Origin of the sequence: Hoeflea sp. 108 (assembly GCF_000372965.1) — a bacterium.
Taxonomy (GTDB): domain Bacteria; phylum Pseudomonadota; class Alphaproteobacteria; order Rhizobiales; family Rhizobiaceae; genus Aminobacter.
Genome location: NZ_KB890024.1, coordinates 1,107,365 through 1,128,284 on the forward strand (window position 1 = coordinate 1,107,365; position 20,920 = coordinate 1,128,284).

Annotated in this window: 19 protein-coding genes; 5 read left to right on the forward strand and 14 right to left on the reverse strand. The window is 63.5% G+C overall.

Annotation, left to right across the window (positions count from 1 at the left end):
• Positions 1 to 330: 330 nt before the first annotated feature.
• From B015_RS0105485 to B015_RS0105515, 7 genes are all read right to left on the reverse strand, one after another.
• Entirely contained in the window at positions 331 to 2,400 is a 2,070-nt protein-coding gene (locus B015_RS0105485) for a DUF3363 domain-containing protein (RefSeq protein WP_018426663.1), read from the reverse strand.
• A gap of 313 nt (positions 2,401 to 2,713) precedes the next feature.
• Complete coding sequence (locus B015_RS0105490) at positions 2,714 to 3,625, reverse strand: lytic transglycosylase domain-containing protein (protein ID WP_026226925.1); 912 nt, start codon at positions 3,623 to 3,625, stop codon at positions 2,714 to 2,716.
• Positions 3,626 to 3,629: 4 nt separating this feature from the next.
• Positions 3,630 to 3,965, reverse strand: a complete 336-nt coding sequence (locus B015_RS0105495) for a DUF736 domain-containing protein (RefSeq protein ID WP_018426665.1) — start codon at positions 3,963 to 3,965, stop codon at positions 3,630 to 3,632.
• Positions 3,966 to 4,000: 35 nt separating this feature from the next.
• Complete coding sequence (locus tag B015_RS0105500) at positions 4,001 to 4,546, reverse strand: S26 family signal peptidase (RefSeq protein ID WP_018426666.1); 546 nt, start codon at positions 4,544 to 4,546, stop codon at positions 4,001 to 4,003.
• Positions 4,543 to 5,061 carry a DUF2840 domain-containing protein gene (locus B015_RS0105505; RefSeq protein ID WP_018426667.1) on the reverse strand — a complete coding sequence of 173 codons (519 nt, stop codon included), beginning with the start codon at positions 5,059 to 5,061 and terminating at the stop codon, positions 4,543 to 4,545. The genes B015_RS0105500 and B015_RS0105505 overlap by 4 nt, the downstream gene beginning before the upstream one ends.
• Positions 5,058 to 6,185, reverse strand: a complete 1,128-nt coding sequence (locus B015_RS0105510) for a replication initiator protein A (protein ID WP_018426668.1) — start codon at positions 6,183 to 6,185, stop codon at positions 5,058 to 5,060. Before B015_RS0105510 ends, B015_RS0105505 begins: the two co-directional genes overlap by 4 nt.
• Positions 6,186 to 6,458, reverse strand: coding sequence for a helix-turn-helix domain-containing protein (locus B015_RS0105515; RefSeq protein ID WP_026226926.1), 273 nt, complete (start codon positions 6,456 to 6,458; stop codon positions 6,186 to 6,188). It abuts the gene before it with no gap.
• Between the two features lie 476 nt (positions 6,459 to 6,934).
• Between B015_RS0105515 and B015_RS0105520 the strand changes: the two genes are divergently transcribed.
• Entirely contained in the window at positions 6,935 to 7,237 is a 303-nt protein-coding gene (locus tag B015_RS0105520) for a DUF2285 domain-containing protein (RefSeq protein ID WP_018426670.1), read from the forward strand.
• Here the strand turns inward: B015_RS0105520 and B015_RS0105525 are convergent.
• The 5 genes from B015_RS0105525 to B015_RS0105550 form a co-directional block, all read right to left on the reverse strand.
• Positions 7,234 to 7,749, reverse strand: coding sequence for a DUF2285 domain-containing protein (locus B015_RS0105525; RefSeq protein ID WP_026226927.1), 516 nt, complete (start codon positions 7,747 to 7,749; stop codon positions 7,234 to 7,236). The genes B015_RS0105520 and B015_RS0105525 overlap by 4 nt on opposite strands.
• A gap of 70 nt (positions 7,750 to 7,819) precedes the next feature.
• Complete coding sequence (locus B015_RS0105530; protein ID WP_018426672.1) at positions 7,820 to 8,023, reverse strand: DUF6499 domain-containing protein; 204 nt, start codon at positions 8,021 to 8,023, stop codon at positions 7,820 to 7,822.
• Between the two features lie 310 nt (positions 8,024 to 8,333).
• Positions 8,334 to 9,176 (reverse strand): DUF932 domain-containing protein, encoded by an 843-nt coding sequence (locus tag B015_RS0105535; protein ID WP_018426673.1) that lies wholly within the window; start codon positions 9,174 to 9,176, stop codon positions 8,334 to 8,336.
• 356 nt (positions 9,177 to 9,532) lie between these two features.
• Entirely contained in the window at positions 9,533 to 9,850 is a 318-nt protein-coding gene (locus tag B015_RS0105545; RefSeq protein WP_018426674.1) for a DUF736 domain-containing protein, read from the reverse strand.
• Positions 9,851 to 10,707: 857 nt separating this feature from the next.
• The gene (locus B015_RS0105550; RefSeq protein WP_157632689.1) at positions 10,708 to 11,439 is read right to left on the reverse strand and encodes a hypothetical protein; all 732 of its coding nucleotides are present in this window, start codon (positions 11,437 to 11,439) and stop codon (positions 10,708 to 10,710) included.
• A 315-nt stretch (positions 11,440 to 11,754) separates the two neighbouring features.
• On the opposite strand from B015_RS0105550, the gene B015_RS0105555 reads away from it, so the two are divergent.
• Positions 11,755 to 12,447: a hypothetical protein gene (locus B015_RS0105555; RefSeq protein ID WP_018426676.1), complete on the forward strand. Its 693-nt coding sequence runs from the start codon at positions 11,755 to 11,757 to the stop codon at positions 12,445 to 12,447.
• A 223-nt stretch (positions 12,448 to 12,670) separates the two neighbouring features.
• On the opposite strand, the gene B015_RS0105560 is transcribed toward B015_RS0105555, so the two are convergent.
• Positions 12,671 to 13,087, reverse strand: coding sequence for a hypothetical protein (locus B015_RS0105560; protein WP_018426677.1), 417 nt, complete (start codon positions 13,085 to 13,087; stop codon positions 12,671 to 12,673).
• A gap of 131 nt (positions 13,088 to 13,218) precedes the next feature.
• Positions 13,219 to 15,303, reverse strand: a complete 2,085-nt coding sequence (locus tag B015_RS0105565; RefSeq protein WP_018426678.1) for a ParB/RepB/Spo0J family partition protein — start codon at positions 15,301 to 15,303, stop codon at positions 13,219 to 13,221.
• A gap of 521 nt (positions 15,304 to 15,824) precedes the next feature.
• Here B015_RS0105565 and B015_RS0105570 point away from each other — a divergent pair.
• From B015_RS0105570 to B015_RS0105580, 3 genes are all read left to right on the forward strand, one after another.
• Positions 15,825 to 16,418: an AbiEi antitoxin N-terminal domain-containing protein gene (locus B015_RS0105570; protein WP_026226928.1), complete on the forward strand. Its 594-nt coding sequence runs from the start codon at positions 15,825 to 15,827 to the stop codon at positions 16,416 to 16,418.
• A 198-nt stretch (positions 16,419 to 16,616) separates the two neighbouring features.
• Entirely contained in the window at positions 16,617 to 19,004 is a 2,388-nt protein-coding gene (locus tag B015_RS0105575; RefSeq protein ID WP_018426680.1) for an AAA family ATPase, read from the forward strand.
• Positions 19,001 to 20,908 (forward strand): UvrD-helicase domain-containing protein, encoded by a 1,908-nt coding sequence (locus tag B015_RS0105580; protein WP_018426681.1) that lies wholly within the window; start codon positions 19,001 to 19,003, stop codon positions 20,906 to 20,908. Before B015_RS0105575 ends, B015_RS0105580 begins: the two co-directional genes overlap by 4 nt.
• The last annotated feature ends 12 nt before the right edge of the window (positions 20,909 to 20,920 follow it).

Below are 20,920 nucleotides of genomic sequence, written 5' to 3' on the forward strand. Positions count from 1 at the left end.
CCTCCAACCGAGTGTTCGGAGACGGCGCAGGTGATCGTTTGGGGCCTGTGGCTCCAATTGCTGGAACATATTGGGTTGACCATCAGAGCGATGGCGTCTTCAGTTTCGTTTCGCCTCTGAAAACCTACCGCTGGCTTCAAATCACCTTTTGCGCGTCGGAAGAAAACCTAGTCGAGACGCTTCTGTCACAAAAACGATGAATTCGAACATCGGATGTCAGGAAATGTGCAGTTGGCTCGGGATGTCGAAACTCCACCCGGCCGATGGAAAGTTGAGATAGCGCTGCACAGGCGTTGATCGCAGTTGGCCGCTCTCCATGCAAAAAGGTGCCTACAGCCCCAATCCGCGCTGCCGCCCCAACTGCCACGACACCGATCCGCCCTGTACGACGCCGCTGACCTCACGCCCGAGCTGGCGGTCGATGACGGGGCGCCACGGGACAAGGGTGAACTCGTGGCTCTGCTCGACGACGGCGAACTTGCCGCTCGATAGCTGGACGGTCCCCGTGAACTTGCCGCTGATCTTCTCGCCGTCGCTCGCGGCGCGGAATGGCAGGTTCTTGCTCACCGCCATCTCGCCGCCGATGCGCTCGATCTCGCGGGCGCGCAGCGTGACGAGGAGATTGCGCCGGTAGAGCGTGCCGCCGTTCGGGCCGGGCGTCGCGTCGCCCTGGTGGATATGATGCTCGCGGCGGCGGTCGATCGCCTGACGCACCTCAAGGCCGAAGCCGGACGGTGCAAGGTCGGACGCCTCGGCCGACACGAGCCGCCGGTCGAGCCAGGTGGCGCCGTCCGCGCCGATCTGCTGTTCTAGCCGGGCGGCAGAGAGGATGCGGATATTGGCCTGCTTGTTGCGCCCAGCGTCATAGGCGGCGGCGCGGCTCTCGAAATCGTCGGGGATGCGCCATTGATCGGCGTCGATCCGCTCGGCGATACCGGCGCGGCGCAGCGCCTCCAACCGGCGGACATGCGCGTCGACATAGCCGTCATAGTCGCCACCCGGAACGCGGCCCTCGAACTTCGCCTGTTCGAGATGGCGGCTCGGCCGATAGACCCCGCCTTCGGCGATCGCCGCGATGGTCCGATCCGATGGCCGGCTCTCGGTCTCGGCCGGGCCGACCTCGATGACGCTGCCGATCCGCGCGTCCTCGATGCGGGCCGGGTCGATGCCGGGAAGATGATGGGTGCGCCCGTCGATGCCGTCGACCACGACGGTCAGGTTCTCGCCCAGCTCGTCGGTCAGATATTTGTCGACGACGCGGCCGACGATCGGGACTTCGGGCGCGGCGTCGTGAAGCTGGAACGTCGTCGGATCTCGCTCCATCCCATCGGCCTTCAGCGCCTTGTGCATATTGCGGATGATGTCGCCGCGCTCGCCCAGTTCGCGCAGCGCCGGTTCCATGCGCTCGCTCAATTCCCAAACGCCCGGCGCGTGCTCGGTGGCGAGGCCCATCTTCTCCAGCTTGGCGAGACGGCGCAGGCGCAAGGTTCGGTCGCGCTGGTGCTGAGGGTCGGCGGACTCCTGGCGCAGGTCGAGGAAACGGTCCTCGGCTTCCCCGGCCATGGCGCGGTCGATGCGGGTGTAGCGGTCCTGGCCGATCTCGGTGGTGAGCTTGCGGCTCTGCTCGATCCCGGTGACGGGACCAAGCTCCAGCGTCGCCAGATCGCTGGCGCGTTCGCGGATGCCGTTGGCGAGATAGTCGCCATTGATGACGAGGTTCTCGCCCAGTTCGTCCACGCCGCGGATGATGACATGGACATGGGGATGGCCGGTATTGTGGTGGTTCACCGCCACCCAATCGAGCCGGGTGCCGAGATCGGTTTCGACCTGGGCCATGAGGTCGCGCGTATAGGCCGAGAGGTCCGACAAGTCTGCGCCGTCCTCGGGCGAAACGATGAACCGGAACTGGTGGCGATCATCGACGCCGCGCTCGACGAAGGCAGCACCGTCGGCGCGGTCCTCGCCGGCCGAATAGAGCTGGCCACGCTCGCCCTCGCGCGAGGTGCCGTCGCGCTGGATGTAGCGCAGATGCGCGGCGGACTTGCCGTTCTTGCCCGCTCCCTGAACGTAGCGGGTCTTGACGACGACGCGGCGCTGGCCCGGCGTGCTGTGCTTCCAACCGCCCGACAGGGTTCGAGAGCGCACGAAGGCCGCGCCGCGTCCCCGTTTCAGGCCCGGCCCACCGCTCGCCCGCGCGCTCTTGCCGCCCTTGCCGACGCCCTGCGATCGGGACCGCGGCGACGATGACGATGATGAGAAGCCCCGTGACGGGCTGTTGCTATGCTGGCGGGCGATCTTCTTCGCCTGGGTCAAGAAGCTCTTGGCCTTGCCGAGCTTGGGTGCATCGGCGCGCACACGGCCCGGCCTCGGGCGGAAGCGGAATTCCTCGTCGTCGCTCAAGCCAGCGCCTCCGGGGAAAACCCACGGAAAACGGGCGATCTCGGCCTATAGTGCCGCGCAAAACCCCGCAAAGCCAAGGCTTTGCGCCACGACGCGGCACGCGGCGTCCAAAACCAAGGTGCCGTCAGCGCCGCCCCAAAACAGTGTGCAGACAAGGGCTTGCCCAGAAACCGGACCGATGGGGTGCCGGTTTCCTTTATCTTGCCCTCCGCCTTTTCTGACCTTTCTGCCCTTCCGACCGGGAATGCAGCCAGGCGCGACCCTGCCTGACTGCACACCGGAACTGACGCGAGCGGACGCGGGAACGCCATCCTCATGGCGCTCTCCCATCGTCGGCGCGCGCGACGAACATACTGCCGCCACGCGGCTCCGCATCGCGGCGCACGCGCACCGGAGCGGTCGGTCGAGCGCCGCCTGATGTGCCGATAGTCTGCACGGGATCGGCCGTTCGCGCGCCGGTCGGGCTCATGACGAAGAGCGGTGCGTCGCGCCAATCGGGCGGCGGCGCGGATTGCTTCTCCGGCGTCCCGGCCACGACCGCGCCGCCGAGCGCCGGTGCGAGCGTGGCGACATAGGCGCGGGTCTCGGCCGGCAGCGGGCGGCCCGTCGCGCGGTGCTCGTCATAGCGGCCGGGACCGGCATTGTATGCGGCGAACATCGCCGCGACATTGCCGTAGCGATCCCACATCTCGCGCAGATAGGCGGTGCCCGCGAGGATGTTGTCGCGCGGATCGTAGGGATCGCGGCCGAGACGATAACGGACGCGCAAGCCCGCCCAGGTGTCGGGCATGACCTGCATGAGCCCGATCGCGCCGGCCGACGAGATCGCGCGCACGTCGCCCGCGCTCTCGGCGCGCAGCACGGCGCGAATCCAGTGCTCGGGAATGCCGAAGCGCTGCGACGCGTCGGTGATGTGATTGCCATACGGAGCGGCGGCGACTGGCGCGGACTGCGCCCAGGCGGTCGCCGATCCTCCGCCGAGCGCAAGCCCGCCGGCGAGCAGGATAACGGCATAGCGCCGCACCCGCCTTTCTCCGCCGAACCACCAGCCTGCCAGCGTGCTCGCTGCGGTCAAGGGTGCGCGCAAAGCGCCGGCCGGAGGCCGCCCTTGACCTTCGCTGCGCGCGCCGGCCGACTTATGGTCGAGCGGGACGAAGGAATGAGACGGCTTTCCCGCGAACAAAGGAATTGAGGCTTTGAGCGCGATGATGACACGGGACCGCATGGCTTCAGTCCCGCTCTTCGCGCGGTTTGAGGCGCGTCCAGTGCATCGACCATGACGATCCCTCGTCGTCGTCGCGGAAGAGATTGGCGCGGATCGGGTGCGGCAAGGTGGGATCGTCGAGAAGCACGGAAAGATACTCGCCCGCCTTCTCGCCGGTGCGCTTCCACGCCGCGCCGACCTCCGGGCCGTCATGCGCGATGACATGGACCCGGTAGTCCGGCGCGTTCTCCGCATCCGAATGTTCCGCGGGAACGATGACGAGTTCACGCTTGAGGATGAGCGTGACAAGCTCACCGGCGAAACCGGATGCGTCGCGCGAGAATTGACCGATCTGAGGCATGGGAAGTCTCCTTTGCTGGTGTTGTGGTGGGGAATTCAGTGCGTCGGCGCGCGCCAGACGAAGCGGCCGTCGCCGTCTTCATCGGTCCAGAGCGGCAGCGCGCGGCCGATGACGGAGCTTGCGGGGATGGGGCCGAAGTAACGGCCGTCGAGACTGTCGGGGACGTCGATGTTCATGAGGAAAAGCTGGCTGTCGGCGATGACGCGGCAGCCCTGCCAGACGGGCAGAGCGCGGCCGATCCGGTCACGGTCGAGCGCGTCGCCCATCTCCACGCCGTCGACCGTGATGGCGGATCGCAAACGGCAAACCCGCTGGCCGGGAAGTCCGACGACGCGCTTCAACAGCGGCACGCCGCGGCCGACATAGCCGCGATCGACCATGAAGCCGGCGAGCGGTTCGGCCGGCATGACGGCGACCAGCTCCGGCACCTCGATCCGGTCGGCCGGTTCGATGGTGTAGAAGCCGATCGGCGCGCTGGCGGTGGCGTTCCAGATGAGTTTCGTCGGTGTCTCGACGGCACTGGTGGCGGCGATGCCGGTCACGGCGAGCAGCGTCACCGCGAGGATGCGGCGGCGGCTCATGGCTCGATCCTCCGGCGGCCGATCCACGCGGCATGGCGCTCGGGCGTGTAGGCGTTCGGTTCCAGCCCGGCGCTAAGCCGGTTATGGACGTGCCGCCAGTGATCGGGCGATGCGTCGGCCGGATCGAGGCCGAGCGCTTCCACCGCGTCGATGGCGGCGAGCGCGCGCTGGACCTTGGGCCAGCCGTCGAGCCTGAGCAGGATGTCGCCGCCAGGCCGGACAAAGGGCAGCGTCTGGAACGGCTCGCCGCGGCGGATGGCGCGCACGATGTCGATACGCGAGATGATCGTGCCATGCTCACCCGCCGCCCAGCGAACGAAGGCGAAGATGCTGTCGGGCGCGAAGCCGACGACGCTGCGGCGGCGGTCAAGGATCTGTTCGTAGCTCTTGCGGCCGAACCTGATCCAGTGCTCGACCTTGCGCTTATCGAAGGTCAGCTCGACCAGGGTGGTGAACGGCGCTGGCCCGTCCGGCAACGGACGGCCATGCGCACGATGGGAAGCTCTGTCGCTCATGACCGGCCTCCATGGCGGTCATCGGCGGCGAGCATGTCGCGCAGCACGTCGGCGATGGAGCGGGCGTCACCGGCACCACGCCTCGCGTGCGCGTGCGTCAAAGAAGAAGAGTTAGATTCTCTGTTAGACTCTAAGTTAGCAGTCGGATTCCGCTTTTCAGGCCAAAGGCTTAACTGCGGTCCGTGCGCCTGATGTGCCGATAGGGCTGCGCCCGATGTGCCGATACCGCGTGCGCCTGATGTGCCGATGGTTTCCACAGGCGTATCCACAGGCACTGTGAACAAGGTTTCGGGACGGATGCTTAGCAGTTCGCGGCCATGCTCCCGCTCGATCTGAAGGCGATAGCCGGGGAGCGGCTGACGGGCGGCGATGCGGCGCAGGTCGAGCGCGAAGTCGGAGACGCGCGCCATGCTGCCGGACTTCACATGGAGATGCGCGACCTCGAACAGCCAGCCGTGCGACTGGTGGCCGGCGTGTTTTCGGGCGACGCGGTACAGCCAGCGCTCGATGCCGCCGGTCAGCCGGAAATAGGCCGGGTCGATGGTGAGGACGAGCGAGCGGTCGACGACGCTGTTGTAGAACCACTCAGGTAGGACGAATTCCATGCCCTCGACACGGCCGGCGCGCGTCGTCATCTCCTCCCATTCGTTGATCCAGGAGAATTGCCGACGCCGCCAATGCGGGCCGTTGCGAATCGTGGTGGCGATGACGGTCGATTGCAGGCGTGCGAGCGCGGCCTTCAGCAGCACATATTGGCGGTTGCCGGTCGGTCGCCCGATGGCGCGCAGCAAATGGTAGGGCGTAAAGCGGAAGAAGCGCGATGTGCGCAGGCCGTCGTTCTCGGCCGCCACGATCTGCGAGGCCGCCCAAATCAGCACGTCGGCGTCCCAGATGGTCGCCATGCCGTGTTCGGGCATGGCGAGCACCTGCACCTCGACATCGGTCGCCTTGTAGAGAATGGGCTTGGTGCGCGGCCTCTTCGCCAGCGAGAAGAAGGGCCGCTCCATCAAGTCACGCTGGTCGCGCGGGGCGGCATCGCCGGTCGCGACCACGAAGGGGTTGAGGTGGCGGCGCTCACTCGTGTCGGCCGGTTGCGCAAAGTTGTGATCGTCGTCGCGCAGCATTCAGCACTCACCCCGCTCTTGCGGCGTCAGCGGACGCGCGGGGAAAACGGTGCCGGCGGTGGTGTCGCGGGTGGATTTGCGGGAGCCGATTTCGGACCAGGCTTCGAGATCGTGGACGGTGTAAAGGACGCGGCCGCCGATCTTGCGATAGGTCGGGCCGGTGCCGTAGGTCCGGTGCTTTTCAAGGGTACGGATGGAAATGCCGAGGAAGCGCGCGGCTTCCTGAGTGCGCAGCAAGCGCGGCGGCATATCCGCGTTGGGGCGGATGGCCATGGGATCACCTCCAGGTTCGTTGGTTGGCGCGCGCTGCCAGTGACGGCGGCGAGCTACGGCGAACCATGGCGAGGCATCGGCGGCAGGTAGCGTGCCGCATTTGCGCCTATACGCTGGCGGCACCCCCTAAGAAGGCATCACGAAGGGAAGAAGTTGAGGGAATTCAGCGGGTCATTGCCGATGGGATGGATTCGGCAAAGACATTCCCGCGCGGTTCCGCTATGACTGGCGACGGAGCAGGAACGCGCTGCTTCGGGGCGTCGAAACCCCTCACGAACGGTTGGTGCTGGCCGTTACAGCACCACACTCCTTGACCTTATGGTCGGGGAGCCTGTGGCGTATGCAACAGGTTCACCCGAACTAAAGGCCACGGGGCCGTTTCGTGACGGTTTCGAACTCCCCGATCACCAAGAGTCAGAGAGGATGTTTGCGGGGGCGCACCGCAGACCAAACCTCCTCGCAGTTGGGGAGTAGCTATGCGAGTTGCGGTTGAACTCGATCCCGACGTGGCGGACGAAGCGCCGAGCGGAAACGTCGTCACGCCCTATGACGAACAGCACTATGTCACCTATCTGCGCCTTCTCGATGCCAGCCGCGACGGCGCGGATTGGCAAGATGTGGCCCGTATCGTTCTGCACCGCGATCCGGTCACGGAGGAAGCGCGCAGCCGGCATTGCTGGGAAAGCCATCTGGCCCGCGCGCAATGGCTTTCCGGCTCGGGCTACCGGCGCATTCTGGAACAGGCAGTTGCCACCGCTGCGCGCGGGGGGCGTGCCTAGGCTTGTTTGCCCTGTGCCTTGATCGGATAGTGCAGCAGGAGCCGATAACCGCCGCGCATCATCTTGATGCCGTGGGCGACAAGGCGGCGAGCCTTGTTCTTGCGCGGATCGACCTCGAAATCCTCCTTGGTGCCGCGGAAGTCGAGCAGGACTTCGGCAACGGTGCGATAGCTTTCACCGCGCAGGCGGGCGTCCAGCGCGCGCAGGGAAAGGATGTGCCATTGCCGGAGCTGTACGGGCAATGCGCGAAAATCGCGGCCCGGCCGCTGGCCCTGTAGCGCTTTCACCAGGCGCTTTGCAGCATGGGAGCGGAGATCGTAGAAGGCGTCTGCCGGCAGGACGGTGCCGTAGAAAGCTGCCGCATCGGGGATAGCGTGCGGCAACCAGAACTGGTGTGCGACGCCATCGACCTGCCAGATGCCGTGCCAGCCATCCTCGGCCTGGCGCAGGTCGAGGCCGTCGAGATGCGCGAGCGTGATGATGGGCTCGGTCTCGCTGTCATGGTGCTCCAGCGGGGCGAGCCGTATTGCTTGCGGCTGAAGGCTCGGGCTCCAGAACAGGGTTTGCCGATCGGATGGTGTTTCAGGATCGGTCGGAAAATCGCAGCCCCCAGCGCTTCACGAAGGCTTCCAGGCGCTGGTGGTCCGGCTCGCGCGAAGTCGTGATGGCCTGAAACTCGCGACGATACTCGTCGTCGCGGCGAAGATATTCCCAAGCGAAACCGGCAGCGGGAATGCTCTTGGCAAATCTGTATGCCGCCGGTGAACGCCAGTCGATGCTCAGCATGGCGTTACCTCTCTATGTGGGCAGATGCGAAGCAATGCCCGGATAGAAAGATTTGAATATCTCTGGAAGTAACTGTAGTCGCGCTGTCGCGATAACTGAAGCAGCTAACGCGATCAATCGCTTGGTTATTTTAGTCTTAACAGTGCTTGGGTGATTCTGCGAGCCGGGCGTAGCGCGGCGAGCGCGGCCATGTTCGTGAGCATGGCTGCACCGCCGATCCGCTCGCCGGATCGGCGCGATTTTTTGGAAGTGCCTGCGCCTGCTGATGAGGGACAGGGCCGCAACGGCGGCGGCCCTGTCGCCTTGGCGGTCAATACCCCTTCAGCTTCTGCATTCCCTCCGCCAGCGTCCAGAGCGCACGATTGAGGGTCACATTCTGGTCGATACCGTTGACGGCGCGGGTCTGGCTGCGGCGGATGCGGCCTTCGGCATTGCGCTTCTGGCCGCGCAAGCCGCCCTTGGTCAAATGCTCCTGGATGACGTTGAACGTGCTCCAGACGCTTTGCCCTGCATCCTCGTGACGGCGCGGCATGATAATCTGATCCGGCTGAACCGGGCTTTCCTCCTCGCCGTAGCGGGCGACAAGGCTGGCCTCGGCCAAAACCCGTTGCTCGTCCCGCGAAAGCCGCGTTTCCTTCATGGTCTCTGTCGCGTCGATGAGGCGGGGGAAGTCCTCCGCGACGGTATAGACGCCCTCAATGATCTGATCCTGAATGCCGCCCTTGTGGGGAACGCGGATTTCCTCGAACCGCTCGCCCGCAATCATGCTGTTGGTGCAGACGAAACGGAGCATCCCGGCGAACATCTGATAGGCGCTGGTCCCGTCATGGCTGTTGACGATGATGACTTCCGCCGCCTCCGGCTTGCCGATCCCGCCATCCCGGCGCAGGCGCAGCATATGCTTGGCGTGGCCGTGACGCGAACCGTCGCGCGGAACCGACTGCACGGCGAAGAACGGGAACCATCCTTCCCGGCGCAGGCCCTCCACGATGTCGATGGTGGGGACATAGACGTAACGCTCGGAACGGCTGTCATGCGCCTCGCTGGCGAAGATCGAGGGGACGTACCGATAAAGCGCCTCGTTATCCAGCGGCTCGCGCCCGCTGATCTGATGGGCGTTGCGACCGAATCGGGTGGCGAGCTGGTGATACATGGTCTTTCCTTTCGTGGGCGTGGGTTGGAGCGCAGCGCTGCGCTGCAACCCTGCCCGTCGGCGAGACCGGGGGGTGCAAGGTGCAAGGGCGACCGGGACGGAGGGGGATCACCCGGCCTGCACGGAACGGCGGAACGACGTGGAGGAAGGCCGGGGAAACCGTCCCGGTCGAGCGCCAGCGATCCCTTGCGCCGCGCCGGGGGGAGCCCCCCAAGCAAGCCGCCCGGCGAGAGCGGAGCGGAAGCCGGGCACGAGATCCGATCGGGAGTCCCGTTCTCCCGATTCCTTGTTCCTTGACGGCGGCGGTCATGAGCATGAAGAAGCCCCGCCGCGGCGGGGCTTCTTGAGGGGCTGGCTCAGTCGCCGTTGCGGCGAGACCAGATGAGGTTGTGACCGCTGCCGTCCTCGGCTTCGACCAGGCTGGCGTAGATCGGGGCCGGGAAGCTCGGATCGTCCAGCTTGACCGAGAGGTATTCGCGGCCGGTTTCGCGGGCGGTCTTCTTCCAGGCTGCGCCGAACTCGGTCGCGCCGGCGAAGATGCGGAAGTCGGGGCCGCGCTCGCTTTCGCCCTCGGAGGGGACGAACTTGGCCTTGACATTGAGGGTCAGGGTCTTGACCGCGCCGGTGAAGCCCGCGCCGTTTTCGTTCTTGGTGAAGGTGCCGATGGTCGCCATTGCCGTATTCCCTTTTTCTGTCGAGCCGCTCCATTGCGACCTCGATGGGGGTCGTGAGACCGGGGACGCTCGGCCCTGCACCCGTAGGGCTGGAACGAAGTGGAAGGCGGCCGGCGACGGCTTTTTTGCTTCGCGATGCAAAGCGCGCTCGCGCGCGGCGGAAAGAAGCTGGCGGCGGACGTTGCGGGAGACGAGCGAGGCGCAGCCAGTCTTCGGTCAGACCCATGCCAATCGAGATCGCGGATGGAGCGCCCGTCTCGGGAAATCGGGGGAATACGGCAATGGCGGCCGTCCCTCGCGCGTCACGGCTCGAGAACGGAAACGGTGCTGGCCCCGCTGGCCGATGCACACCACCCTGATCCTCGCCGCCACGGCCCATCCTCGGCCTTGGGCGAGACGTATGCCCATGCGGCCCTGTTCCCGCACCATTGCGGCATGATCCGCGCACGACGCTGCCGAACGTCCACCCGCGCACCGCCGCCCCGATGTCCTCCGCTTATGCGGACGCGCGGTGTCTCCCGGCCTATCTATGTCAGCTCGCCGCATTCGAGCGCAGCAGCCCGATCCTCGCTGGCGTCGGTGTCATGGCGATTGAGACCGGCCCCTTGGTAGCCTCGCCGCTGCGGGGCGTCCGCGAAATGGCAACCGCCGCCCCTTGCGTCAGCGATTGAAGCCGTATGGCGGAAACGCGCTTGCAAAGCGTGGTTCCGGCGCAGCCGAAAGCGCGGCCCGAAGGGCGACGCCACGATGCTTGCTGAGAGAAACTAGCTTCTATGAACCGTCGCAAATATCGCTATTCTGCGACGCAGCAAAAAACAGGCGCGAAATTCTCGCTTTAATCGGGATTTTTGCGATGGCTACCATTGCCCGGTCCTGAGTCGATGCGCGATCAGGGCTAGGCCCACGATCACCGCTCCACCGATGATCATCCAGCCGATGATACCAAAAAAGCCGAGCTTATGTCGCGCCCTATGGGCGTTGGCGGGCCTTAGCGGTTTGGCTGACAGCGATTTTCCAGCCGCATCGCGTCCGGGGATACCCGCTTTCGGTTGATCATCAGTGGATGCGCCAGGGCGCGACGCATAGTCCAACCCAAGCGAAGCATATGAATCCCAAAACCGTGGGTTCCCAAAGGGTGGATTCTTGGAATCTACAACGGCCTTCCGACCCTCGAAATCCCCGAGCAAATCCGCTGGAATGTTAAGGGGGTCTGCTGAGCCTTCTTTGAGAATGTCCCGTCTATAGAGGTCTCCAGGGGCCGCAAATTCTATTTCTCCGACTTGATAAAAGCCGCTGCGCCATTTGCGAAGAATCCGGTCTATTATCATGTCACCTTCAGAATTAGGGTTAAGTTTTCCGCCTTTCAACAGATCGCTAGCAGCATCATAGGCTCCCATTCGCCAAAAAATACTAGCCGCAACCTGCTTTGTGCATCTCGGATGATCGACCATAGCAAGCAATATCCATAGGCCGTGATCATGGGATGCAAAGCGTCCAGCGCAATCAAACCAGACATCCTCCGGCTGGTCTTTCAACCAGTCCATGAATTTGGGAATTGCATCTCCGTCTGCGTCGTCTTCGGTGCTCACCGCGTTTTCCCCTCCGCTGCCTCGCATTAACACCATGCGACTAGCTCTATTAATCTCCAATGGACGCTTTGAACATTTACTGAGCGTCCAAGCTGCTACGGCCTCGGCGCTGGCTGGATGGTCGGTTGCGGTACGATAAGGGCGGCGTTCGCAGAAATCCTAGATTGTTGTCGCGGGTTTCGGGAGTTTTGCGACAGCACCTTCAGGTGCTCGCTTATTACAAGAGAAGTGACGGAAGCTTCACACCTACTCGATACACTCGGTCACGGAAAGAGATTTTGATTGGCTTGGAAGTAGAATGGCGGAGATTGCTGCATGAACCGACTAGCAAAAGGGTTACTGATCCTGACCGCTTTTGCTCTGGCGCTGGTAATGTGGTGGAAGTTCAATTACCCGACCCATGCTTGGAACCAGAAGCTTACGGTGACAGTGACGACTCCTAGGGGCGATGTTTCGGGGGCTTCTGTCGTCGGCGTCTCCTGGAGCAAGAATTTCTTTTCGGGAGGCTGGGGCGGCGCACTGTTTCACCTGGCGCTGCGAGGCGAGGCGACGACTATTGACCTCGGCGGGGGACAGTTCTTGTTTGCGATCCTGGGCTATCAGCATAGCCAGGAGCCGACCGATACCGGCTTGATAGCGCCAAAACTTCTCGGCGATGAGAGGTTTTATTGGTCGCCTGACGCATTCCAACGCGTTCAGGCGGCGAGGGGGCGTGGCCCCGTCGTTTTGCCGAATAGGCTTTATCCGCGTTTCCTGCGCTTTCGCGATATCAACGATCCAAAGACGGCCGAACTTGTCGATCCAGCCGATTTGGCGAAGAGTTTCGGCCCGGGCTTCCGACTCGCGCGTGTGACGATTGAGATTACCGATGACGCGGTGACGCGGGGCATAAGAAACACCCTGCCATGGATATCACGGCAGGTCGGGTGGTTTCCGCTCAACGCGGGCTCCGATGTGCCGCCCATCGGGCCCGCAAATTTGATCGACTTCGATACCCTTAGAAAATGACCTCAACCGTGCGTCGAACCCGTTACCTATCTGGCATGGGTGGGCTTCGGGCTGGCATCTGAAATCGCCGTCTGTCGCAAAATTCCTGATTTTTCAGCATGGACAACGGCCGGCTGAAATTGCTCGGCAATCCGTGTCGCGAAACTCGCTCGCAAAAGTCAGAGTTTCGCGACCAACTTTTGCGACATTGCACAGCGGGTTTTTTGGCCGTCGACGCGAGCCATCAGGCAGAGCGTGGTGCTGCTGGCGTCGCCAGTCGCAACAGCGCGGACACGCCGACAAACCCGCCACCTAAAACGCAGCAGATTTGCCGCCAGGTTTCGGATGGCGCAGCCTCCTTGGTGACGCCGTGGACAAGTGCGTAACCGGCAACGGCGGCGGGCGCGGCGAAGAGGAGCGCCACGATCAGGCGCAGGATCGGCGAGCGCAGCGTGTCGAACAGCAGCGCGAGAACGCCGAAGGCGGCGATGGCGGCGACGAAGCCGACGAGGCCCGCCCCGATGAAGCCCGCGCCGGTCTGATAGGCGAACTGCGCGGCCGTGATGCCGAGCATGAAGGGTAAGGCATAGACGGCGAGCGTATAGGCCAGGACGCAAAGCCCGGCGATCAGCACGACGCTCATCAGCATCACGGCAACCATGGTTCTCTTCCTTCACGATGATTGCGACCGTGGCGGCGGTCGAGGTGATCGGGCCGCGCGACTGCGCGGCCCGCGATTTTTTCGGACGAGAGGAAAGCCGGGGCCGCTTGCGCGCCCCCGGCCTGCCTTCCTCATTCCGCTGCGATGGCGAAATGGTCATCATGGGCTTCCTGCGAGGATGCGGGCTCTACGGCATCGAGGGCGAACGCCTCGGCCTGCTGGTCGAGCCATTCGGGGCGCGCGGTGCGCAGCACGGGCGGAAGCCAGCCGGTTCCGGCCAGAAGCTGCTCGGCGGCTTCGGCCATCTCCACCTTCTTCTTGTCCGCGATCTGCTCCGCTGCCTCGTCGCCAAGAGCATCCCGCACGGCGGCGAGGATGTGGGCCTTGGTGACGCGCCCGAAATAGCTGCGCGCGGTCGCGGTCCAGTGCGCCGTCATGTCGAGCGTCACCGCCGTCGCCAGCTTGTCCGCCGTCTCATGGGCGCGGCGCTTGCCGCTCTCCCAAGGCAGCTTCACCGCATTGACGGTCAGCGAGGCGCAATGCGCGAGCAAGGCCATGAGGCTCGCATGGTCCAGACCGGCAATGAATTCCCAGAGGTCCGCCACGTCGCGCGGCATGTCCGCCGCCCATCCGGCATGACGATCCGTCAGCATCTTCGCCGCCGCCGTGTCCTCGATGCCGTCCGCGTGGGCGGCGAGATAATTGCTGGTCGGGCTGATTTCGAGGCAATGGGCCGTGCTGCCGCCCCGATAGAAGGTCTGCGCGGCGAGCGTATGGACCACGGCGATCAACGCCATATCCGGCTGCTCGCCAAGGGCGAGACGCAGGCCAAGGGTGCGATGCGCGGTCAGGTCGCGGATGAGCGAGTCGGGCAGCGGCTTGCCCGCATCCCCGGCCTCTTCCTCCGGCTCCTGCTCGGTTTCGGGAAGGTCGTCGCCTTCGCCGTCCTCGCTGTCGAGGATTTCGCCGTCACCGTTGACGCGCACCCCGTCGATGACGGTTTCGGCTCCCTCCGGTTCCGGCTCCGGGGCCTCGTCCTCGGCCCGGATGAAACCGCGCTCGATCCGAACATCACCATCATGGGCGACGACGACGAACACGCCACCCCGCGCGATGTCGTTGGGATCGAAGGCGTTGCGCTTGGCGTCGATCCGCTCGATCTCGGCTTCAAGCTCCGCAAGGCGCGCATCCACCTCGTCCGGGAGGTCGGTATCGGCGCCCTCCCATTCCGCGTTCAGACGCTCAAGCTCGTCCTGCGCCGCGTCGTAGGCCGTGGCGTCTTCCTCGGAAAGCTCCACCGGATGCCGATAGGCACGGCGCATTCCGTGGGCGTGGGGGAAGTCGAGATAGGCGGCGGTCCACCTCCAGCCCTCGGCCTGCTGCACTTGCGCCGCGATCCATTCCAGCTTCTCGACGGCAAGCCGGTCCAGCAACGCGGGGTCTTCAAAGAAACCGCCGCGATCCTCGGTGAACAGGTCGCGGATGATGGTGCCGCCTGCATCGGTATAGGCTTGCGCGCCGACGAAGACCGCGCAGCGATCCGTCGCGGCCACGTTCATCTTGGTCAGGTCGCGCCGGATGATGGACGGATCGCGGTTATAGGACAGGTTCTCATAGACGTGTTCCTGCCGCGCGTGGTCGTCGGTGATGGCGAAGGCCATCAACTGATCCAAGGTCAGGTCGCCATCGCGATAGACCTGCAACAGCTTCGGGCTGACAGCGCCGAGACGCATCCGCTGCTTGACGACATGGGCGGTCACGCCGAACCGGGCGGCGATTTCCTCCGCGCCCCATCCCCGATCCTCGGAAAGCTCGCGGAAGCGCTCGAACTGGTCGGCGGGGTGGAGGTCTTCACGCGTGACGTTCTCGTCAAGGCTGATCTCGGCGGCATCGTTCGCCGTGTCGATGACGCAGCGCATGGGCTCGGTCTTCTTGATCTGCTTGCGCTTCACGCGCAGCATCTGCGCCAGCCTGCGGCCTTCACCGATGCTGACGAGATAGAAGCCGGTCGGCTCGCCCCCGGCGTCCGTTTCCGGCTCCACCACCAGATTTTGCAGGATGCCCTTGGCGGCGATGCTCGCCGCCTTCGCCTCGATAGACGCCTCGCTGTGCGGGGTCTTGCGGGCGTTCTTCGGATGCTTCTTGAGCTTGTTGAGCGGGATGAAGACGGTCGTGCCGTGTTCAACGGTCGGGGCGGTGTTGTCGGTCGTGGTCATGGTCTTTGCTCCTATGGGCTTGGGTTGAAGCGCAGCGCTGCGCTGCAACCCTGCCCGTCGGCGAGACCGGGGGGTGCAAGGTGCAAGGGCGACCGGGACGGAGGGGGATCACCCGGCCTGCACAAGCGGATCGAAGCTATCGGCGAGAGTGAGAAACACGCATCCGCGCGGAAGGCTGGGGAGACCGTCCCGGTCGAGCGCCAGCGATCCCTTGCGCCGCGCCAGGGGGCAGAGCCCCCAAGCAACCGGCCCGGCCAAAGCGAAGCGGCGGCCGGGCGCAAGGACCGGATCAGGATGTGAATACCCAGAAGGCGTGGACCAGCGGCATCCTGATCGCCACACTCTCACCAGGAGAGGGGCGTTGCGGGGTTTCCCGCAGAAGGGTCGACCGAGACCGTGGCTCGGCCGAGACCGTGGCTCGGCCGCAGGGAAGCGCTTTCCCCTCATCGAACCGCCCTCTGCAAGAGGGTTTCCTTGAAAAGTGTCAGAAAACTGCGTATTTTTCTGACAGGAGAATGATGATGACTCGGCTGACCGAACAGATTCAGACGTATGCGACGGAGTTGCCCGAAGGCGCTCCTATTTCTGCCAAGGGCTTGCTTCACCTCGGAAATCGCGCCGCTGTGGATCAGGCTTTGTCGCGCTTGGCCGAACGCGGTCAACTCATCCGCGCTGGTCGGGGCGTCTATCTTCGCCCCGTCGCAAGTCGCTTCGGCGCGCGAGCACCTTCGGTCGAGCAGGCGGTCGAGGCGCTGGCAACCCAAAAGGGTGAGATTATCGTCTCGAACGGGGCTGCGGCGGCAAACGCTCTGGGCCTGACGACACAGGTGCCGGTGCGGTCGGTCTATCTGACATCCGGGCGCAGCCGAAAGATGCACCTCGGCAAGCAGGTCGTCGAATTGCGGCACGCGCCGCGCTGGCAATTAGCATTGGCTAACCGGCCGGCGGGAGAAGCTGTCCGGGCACTGGCCTGGCTCGGCCCGGAGAAGGCTGAAACCGCGCTCAAGACGTTGAAGCAAAAGCTGCCGGCCATTGCGTTCGGCGAACTGGTTGCGGCCGCGCCGCAGTTTCCGACGTGGCTCGCACAGAGCGTCGGAAAGGCTGCTTATGGCTGACGCTTTTGTCCAGCTTTCTCTTAGGATCGGTGCGGCGCAACACTTGGCGTCGCGGCCGATCGCTCCTACCGGCCGACACATTTTGTCTCGTCGTGAGAATGGACTTCATAAGTTCGGACTATCCGAAATCGAATTTCGGAGGCTCCTGCGAAGCAGTCACACATTAATGTTGCCGCGGTTCGGGGTGGGGCGCTGATAATGCATATTGAATTTTTAGAGATTGCCAATTTCAGGAAGCTATTGTCGACGCGGGTCGACCTTTCGGACGCGACCACACTCTTCGTGGGAGCGAATAACAGCGGCAAGACTTCGGCCATGCTTGCGCTACGTCGCTTCCTGTCGCCGCGCCGCTGTCCATTCGAGATGCACGATTTCACGTTGTGCCATTGGCCCACAATCATTGCGTTAGGCGAAGCGTGGATAGCTGCCCGCAACGCGGAGGAAATCGTTGATCTGGTCGTCGACCCGTGGGTTAGCGCCCTGCCGACTTTGGACCTGTGGTTGCACGTCGAGGCGGGGGAGATGCATCACGTCCGTGACCTCATTCCGACCTTGGATTGGGAGGGAGGAAGACTCGGCGTTCGGCTTCGCTACGAGCCGAAAGACCTTGCGCTCTTGTACAAAGAGTACATGGGCGCGGTGAGCGACGCCGAGGCGATGAGGACGGCGGCGAACACGGCCGCCATCGCAGAGAATCCCGACGCTGATCCGCCGCCTACTCCGCCCAAGCTTACGATCTGGCCGGAGAGTTTGATCGATTTCCTGAGCAAGCGTTTGTCAACGCACTTTACCATTCGGGCCTATTCGCTAGACCCGGGTCAGCTTGTCGCTCCTGCAAAATCTCTGGCGCGTCCGCAGGCCCTTCCGGGCGGTTCTCGGCCAATCGATGGCGACCCGCTGAGCGGCTTGATCCGCGTTCATGACATACCGGCGCAGAGGGGCTTCGGTGAGGAGCAGCAGGCTGCGGAGGATGATGATGCTCCCGCAGCGGCGAGCGGGAGTCGCCTGTCCGACCAGCTCAGAAGCTACTACGCCAAGCACCTCGACCCGACGAAGGGACCTGATCCGAAGGACCTTGGCGCGTTGCAGGCAATAGAAGCCGCCCAGGACGCGTTCGACAAGCGCCTAACCGAGAGTTTCAAGGCGGCATTCACCGAGGTCGAGGGTATGGGATACCCTGGTGTAACCGATCCACGCCCGCGCGTTTCGACACGCTTAAAAGCTATCGACGGTCTCAACCACAACGCGGCGATCAGTTTCGAGGTAGACGTCATTGCCGAGGACGGCGCGACGACGCCTGTGTTGCGGTTGCCTGAGGCAAATAACGGCCTCGGCTATCAAAACCTCATCTCCATGATATTCCGGTTGATGAGCTTTCGTGATGCTTGGATGCGTGTCGGTAAGGCATCAACAGGCGTGACAGTGACCACGACCGAGCCTCTCCACCTTGTCCTGGTCGAGGAGCCGGAAGCGCATTTGCACGCGCAGGTCCAGCAAGTCTTCATCAAGAAGGCTTATGCGGTGCTGCGTGCGCACGAGGACCTCGGTAACAGCCAAAAGCTGCGCACGCAGTTGGTGGTTAGCACCCATTCGAGCCATGTCGCGCATGAGACGTCGTTCTCTTGCCTGCGCTACTTCCGGCGGCTGCCTGCGGGTATGGCCGCGAAAGTGCCGGTCTCCACTGTTATCAATCTGTCAGAGGTTTTTGGTCCGGGTAGTGAGACCGAACGTTTCGTGACTCGCTATCTTCGAGCCCAACACGCTGACCTGTTCTTTGCCGACGCGGCCATTTTGGTGGAGGGCCCGGCCGAACGCATGCTCGTCCCGAATTTCATTCGAGCGCACTACGACGAGCTCAATCAGTGTTACATCACCCTGCTTGAGATCGGCGGAAGCCACGCGCACCGTCTCAAGCCCTTGATCGATCACCTCGGTCTGCTCACCCTGATTATCACTGACTTGGATACGCTGGATGGAACGGGCGGCGCCTCCGTCCAACCCGCGAAAGGTTCTGGCCAGAAAACCAATAATGCCACGCTGAAGACGTGGGTGCCAAAGCTCGACGACATTGATGAGCTAATGCGAGCAGACGGCGCGACGAAGACGCTGCATGAAGACGACGATCCGCTCTTTGCTGTGCGGGCCGCGTATCAGATCCCGTTGGGCGTGACGTCCCCGGGTATCGTGGGGCCGGAGGTCGCATATCCGTATACATTTGAGGATGCGCTGGCGTTCGAGAATCTTAACTTCTTCTCCGCACTGGATGGCACTGGCCTGGTCCGCAAGTTTCGCGATGCCATCGCGAATGGTGGCGGGGCGGCCGCTGTCGGCGAGCAAATGTATCTCGCCCTCAAGAGCGGCAAGAAGGCCGAGTTTGCGCTTGACGTGATGGAGGCTGAGAACTTCGACACGATCGTCGTGCCGCGCTACATCGCCGAGGGGCTTGAGTGGCTACTCGCACAGCTTAAGAAAAAGCAGGTGGAGATTCTGCCTCTGGTTAAGGAAGCGCCGCCCAAGGAAGAGGTCGAGGTTAACCCGCCGGTCGAAGAGCTCGTCGTCGCAGAAATCGAAGGGGCCGACGCATGAGCGCGGTTGACGACCACTTTGATTCCGAAGCAGACGAAACGATCCTGGCCTGCCTGAACGTCGAGAAGCCTAGGAGCTTCTTTCTTTACGCTGGCGCCGGATCGGGCAAGACGCGGTCGCTCGTCGAGGCGATCCGAACGGTATGTAAGGAACAGGGCCGGCGGTTATCGCTATCCGGTCAGAAGATCGGGGTGATCACTTACACTAATGCCGCCTGCGACGAGATCAAGCAACGGCTCGAGTTCGATCCTCGCGTGGAGGTATCAACCATTCACGCGTTCGCGTGGTCGCTGATTGCTGGTTATGACGGTGATATTCGAGAGTGGCTGTCGACCAGGCTCCTTGCGGATATCGCCGAGCTGGAAGTGGCACAGGCGAAGGGGCGGGCAAACAGCAAGGCTGCGTCCGACCGCGCTCGCTCTATAGAAAGCAAGCGGCGTCGCCGCGAGAACCTCGCCGGAATTACGCGATTCGTTTACAGCCCTACCGGCGACAACCGTACGCGGGATTCCCTGAGCCACGCTGAGGTCATCGCCATGACCGCCGATTTTCTCAGCGCAAAGCCGGGTTTGCGCCGGCTGCTGGTGACCCGCTTCCCAATTTTGTTGATCGACGAGAGCCAAGATACCAGCCGGAGGCTCATGGATGCGCTGCTCGATGTCGAGGCGCGTTATCGCGACGCCTTTTGCCTCGGACTTTTCGGCGACACGATGCAGCGTATCTACGCCGATGGTAAGGAGCGTCTAGCGGAGGCGATCCCGCAGGTCTGGGCCAGGCCGAGGAAGCGGATGAACCATCGTTGCCCCACACGGGTCATCACGCTCATCAACAAAATTAGACGAGATGAGGATGGAGAGGAACAGCAGCCGCGCAGCGATGCTGAGCAGGGCGTTGTTCGGCTGTTCGTCATCTCGCAGGCGATAGCCGACAAGACCGCGGCCGAGGCCTCCGTCGCTGCACGAATGGCGGAGATCACCGGCGATCGGAATTGGGCGGAGGGAGCCGACGCGATCAAGACGCTGGCGCTGGAGCACCTGATGTCCGCGCGCCGGTTTGGCTTTGAACAGTTCTTCGAGCCTCTCTACGGGGTCGAGCGCATCCGCACGAGCTTTCTGCAAGGGACAGGTGCAGGCATTGGACTTTTCACCCGCGAAATATTGCCGCTGGTCGCGGCCCTGCGCGCCGGAGATCGATTTGCCGTCGCAGCAGTCGTTCGGCACACATCGCCACTTCTCGAGCGTAAAGCGCTTGAGGCTGCCGGCGAGAAGCAGGTCGACATTCTCAGCAAGGTCAAGGCTGCCTGCGATGGCCTGCTGGCCTTGGTGAATAGGGGTCAGAAACCCACCGCGCGCTCGGTCTTGCGCTATGTCGCCGAAACCAATCTCTTCACGATCCCCGAGGTGCTGGTCCCGTTTTCCGCCGCCGATGCCGTCGGCTCGGAAGGCGAGATTGACGCAGCCGATGACGCTGGCGACCAGGAAGAGGAAGTCGATGTCAAAAGCGAGTTGGGCGGCTGGCGCTTGGCACTGGAGGCACCCTTCGACCAGATCGAGCGATATGATCGCTACGTTCGTGGCATCTCGCAGTTCGACACGCACCAGGGGGTAAAAGGGCTAGAATTTCCGAGGGTAATGGTTGTCGTTAGCGACGATGAAGCCCGTGGCTTCATGTTCGCCTATGACAAGCTCTTCGCGACGAAGACGAAGAGCAAGACGGATCTTGAGAATGAAGCGGCCGGGAAGGAGACGACCATCGATCGGACGCGGCGACTATTTTACGTGACGTGCAGCCGCGCCGAGCAAAGCCTCGCCGTCGTTTACTACACTGCTGATCCGACGCTGGCACGAGACGCGATGATACGGCAGGAGTGGTTCGAGCCAGGCGAGATAGAACTAATCGCCTAAAGGCAGCGGCGA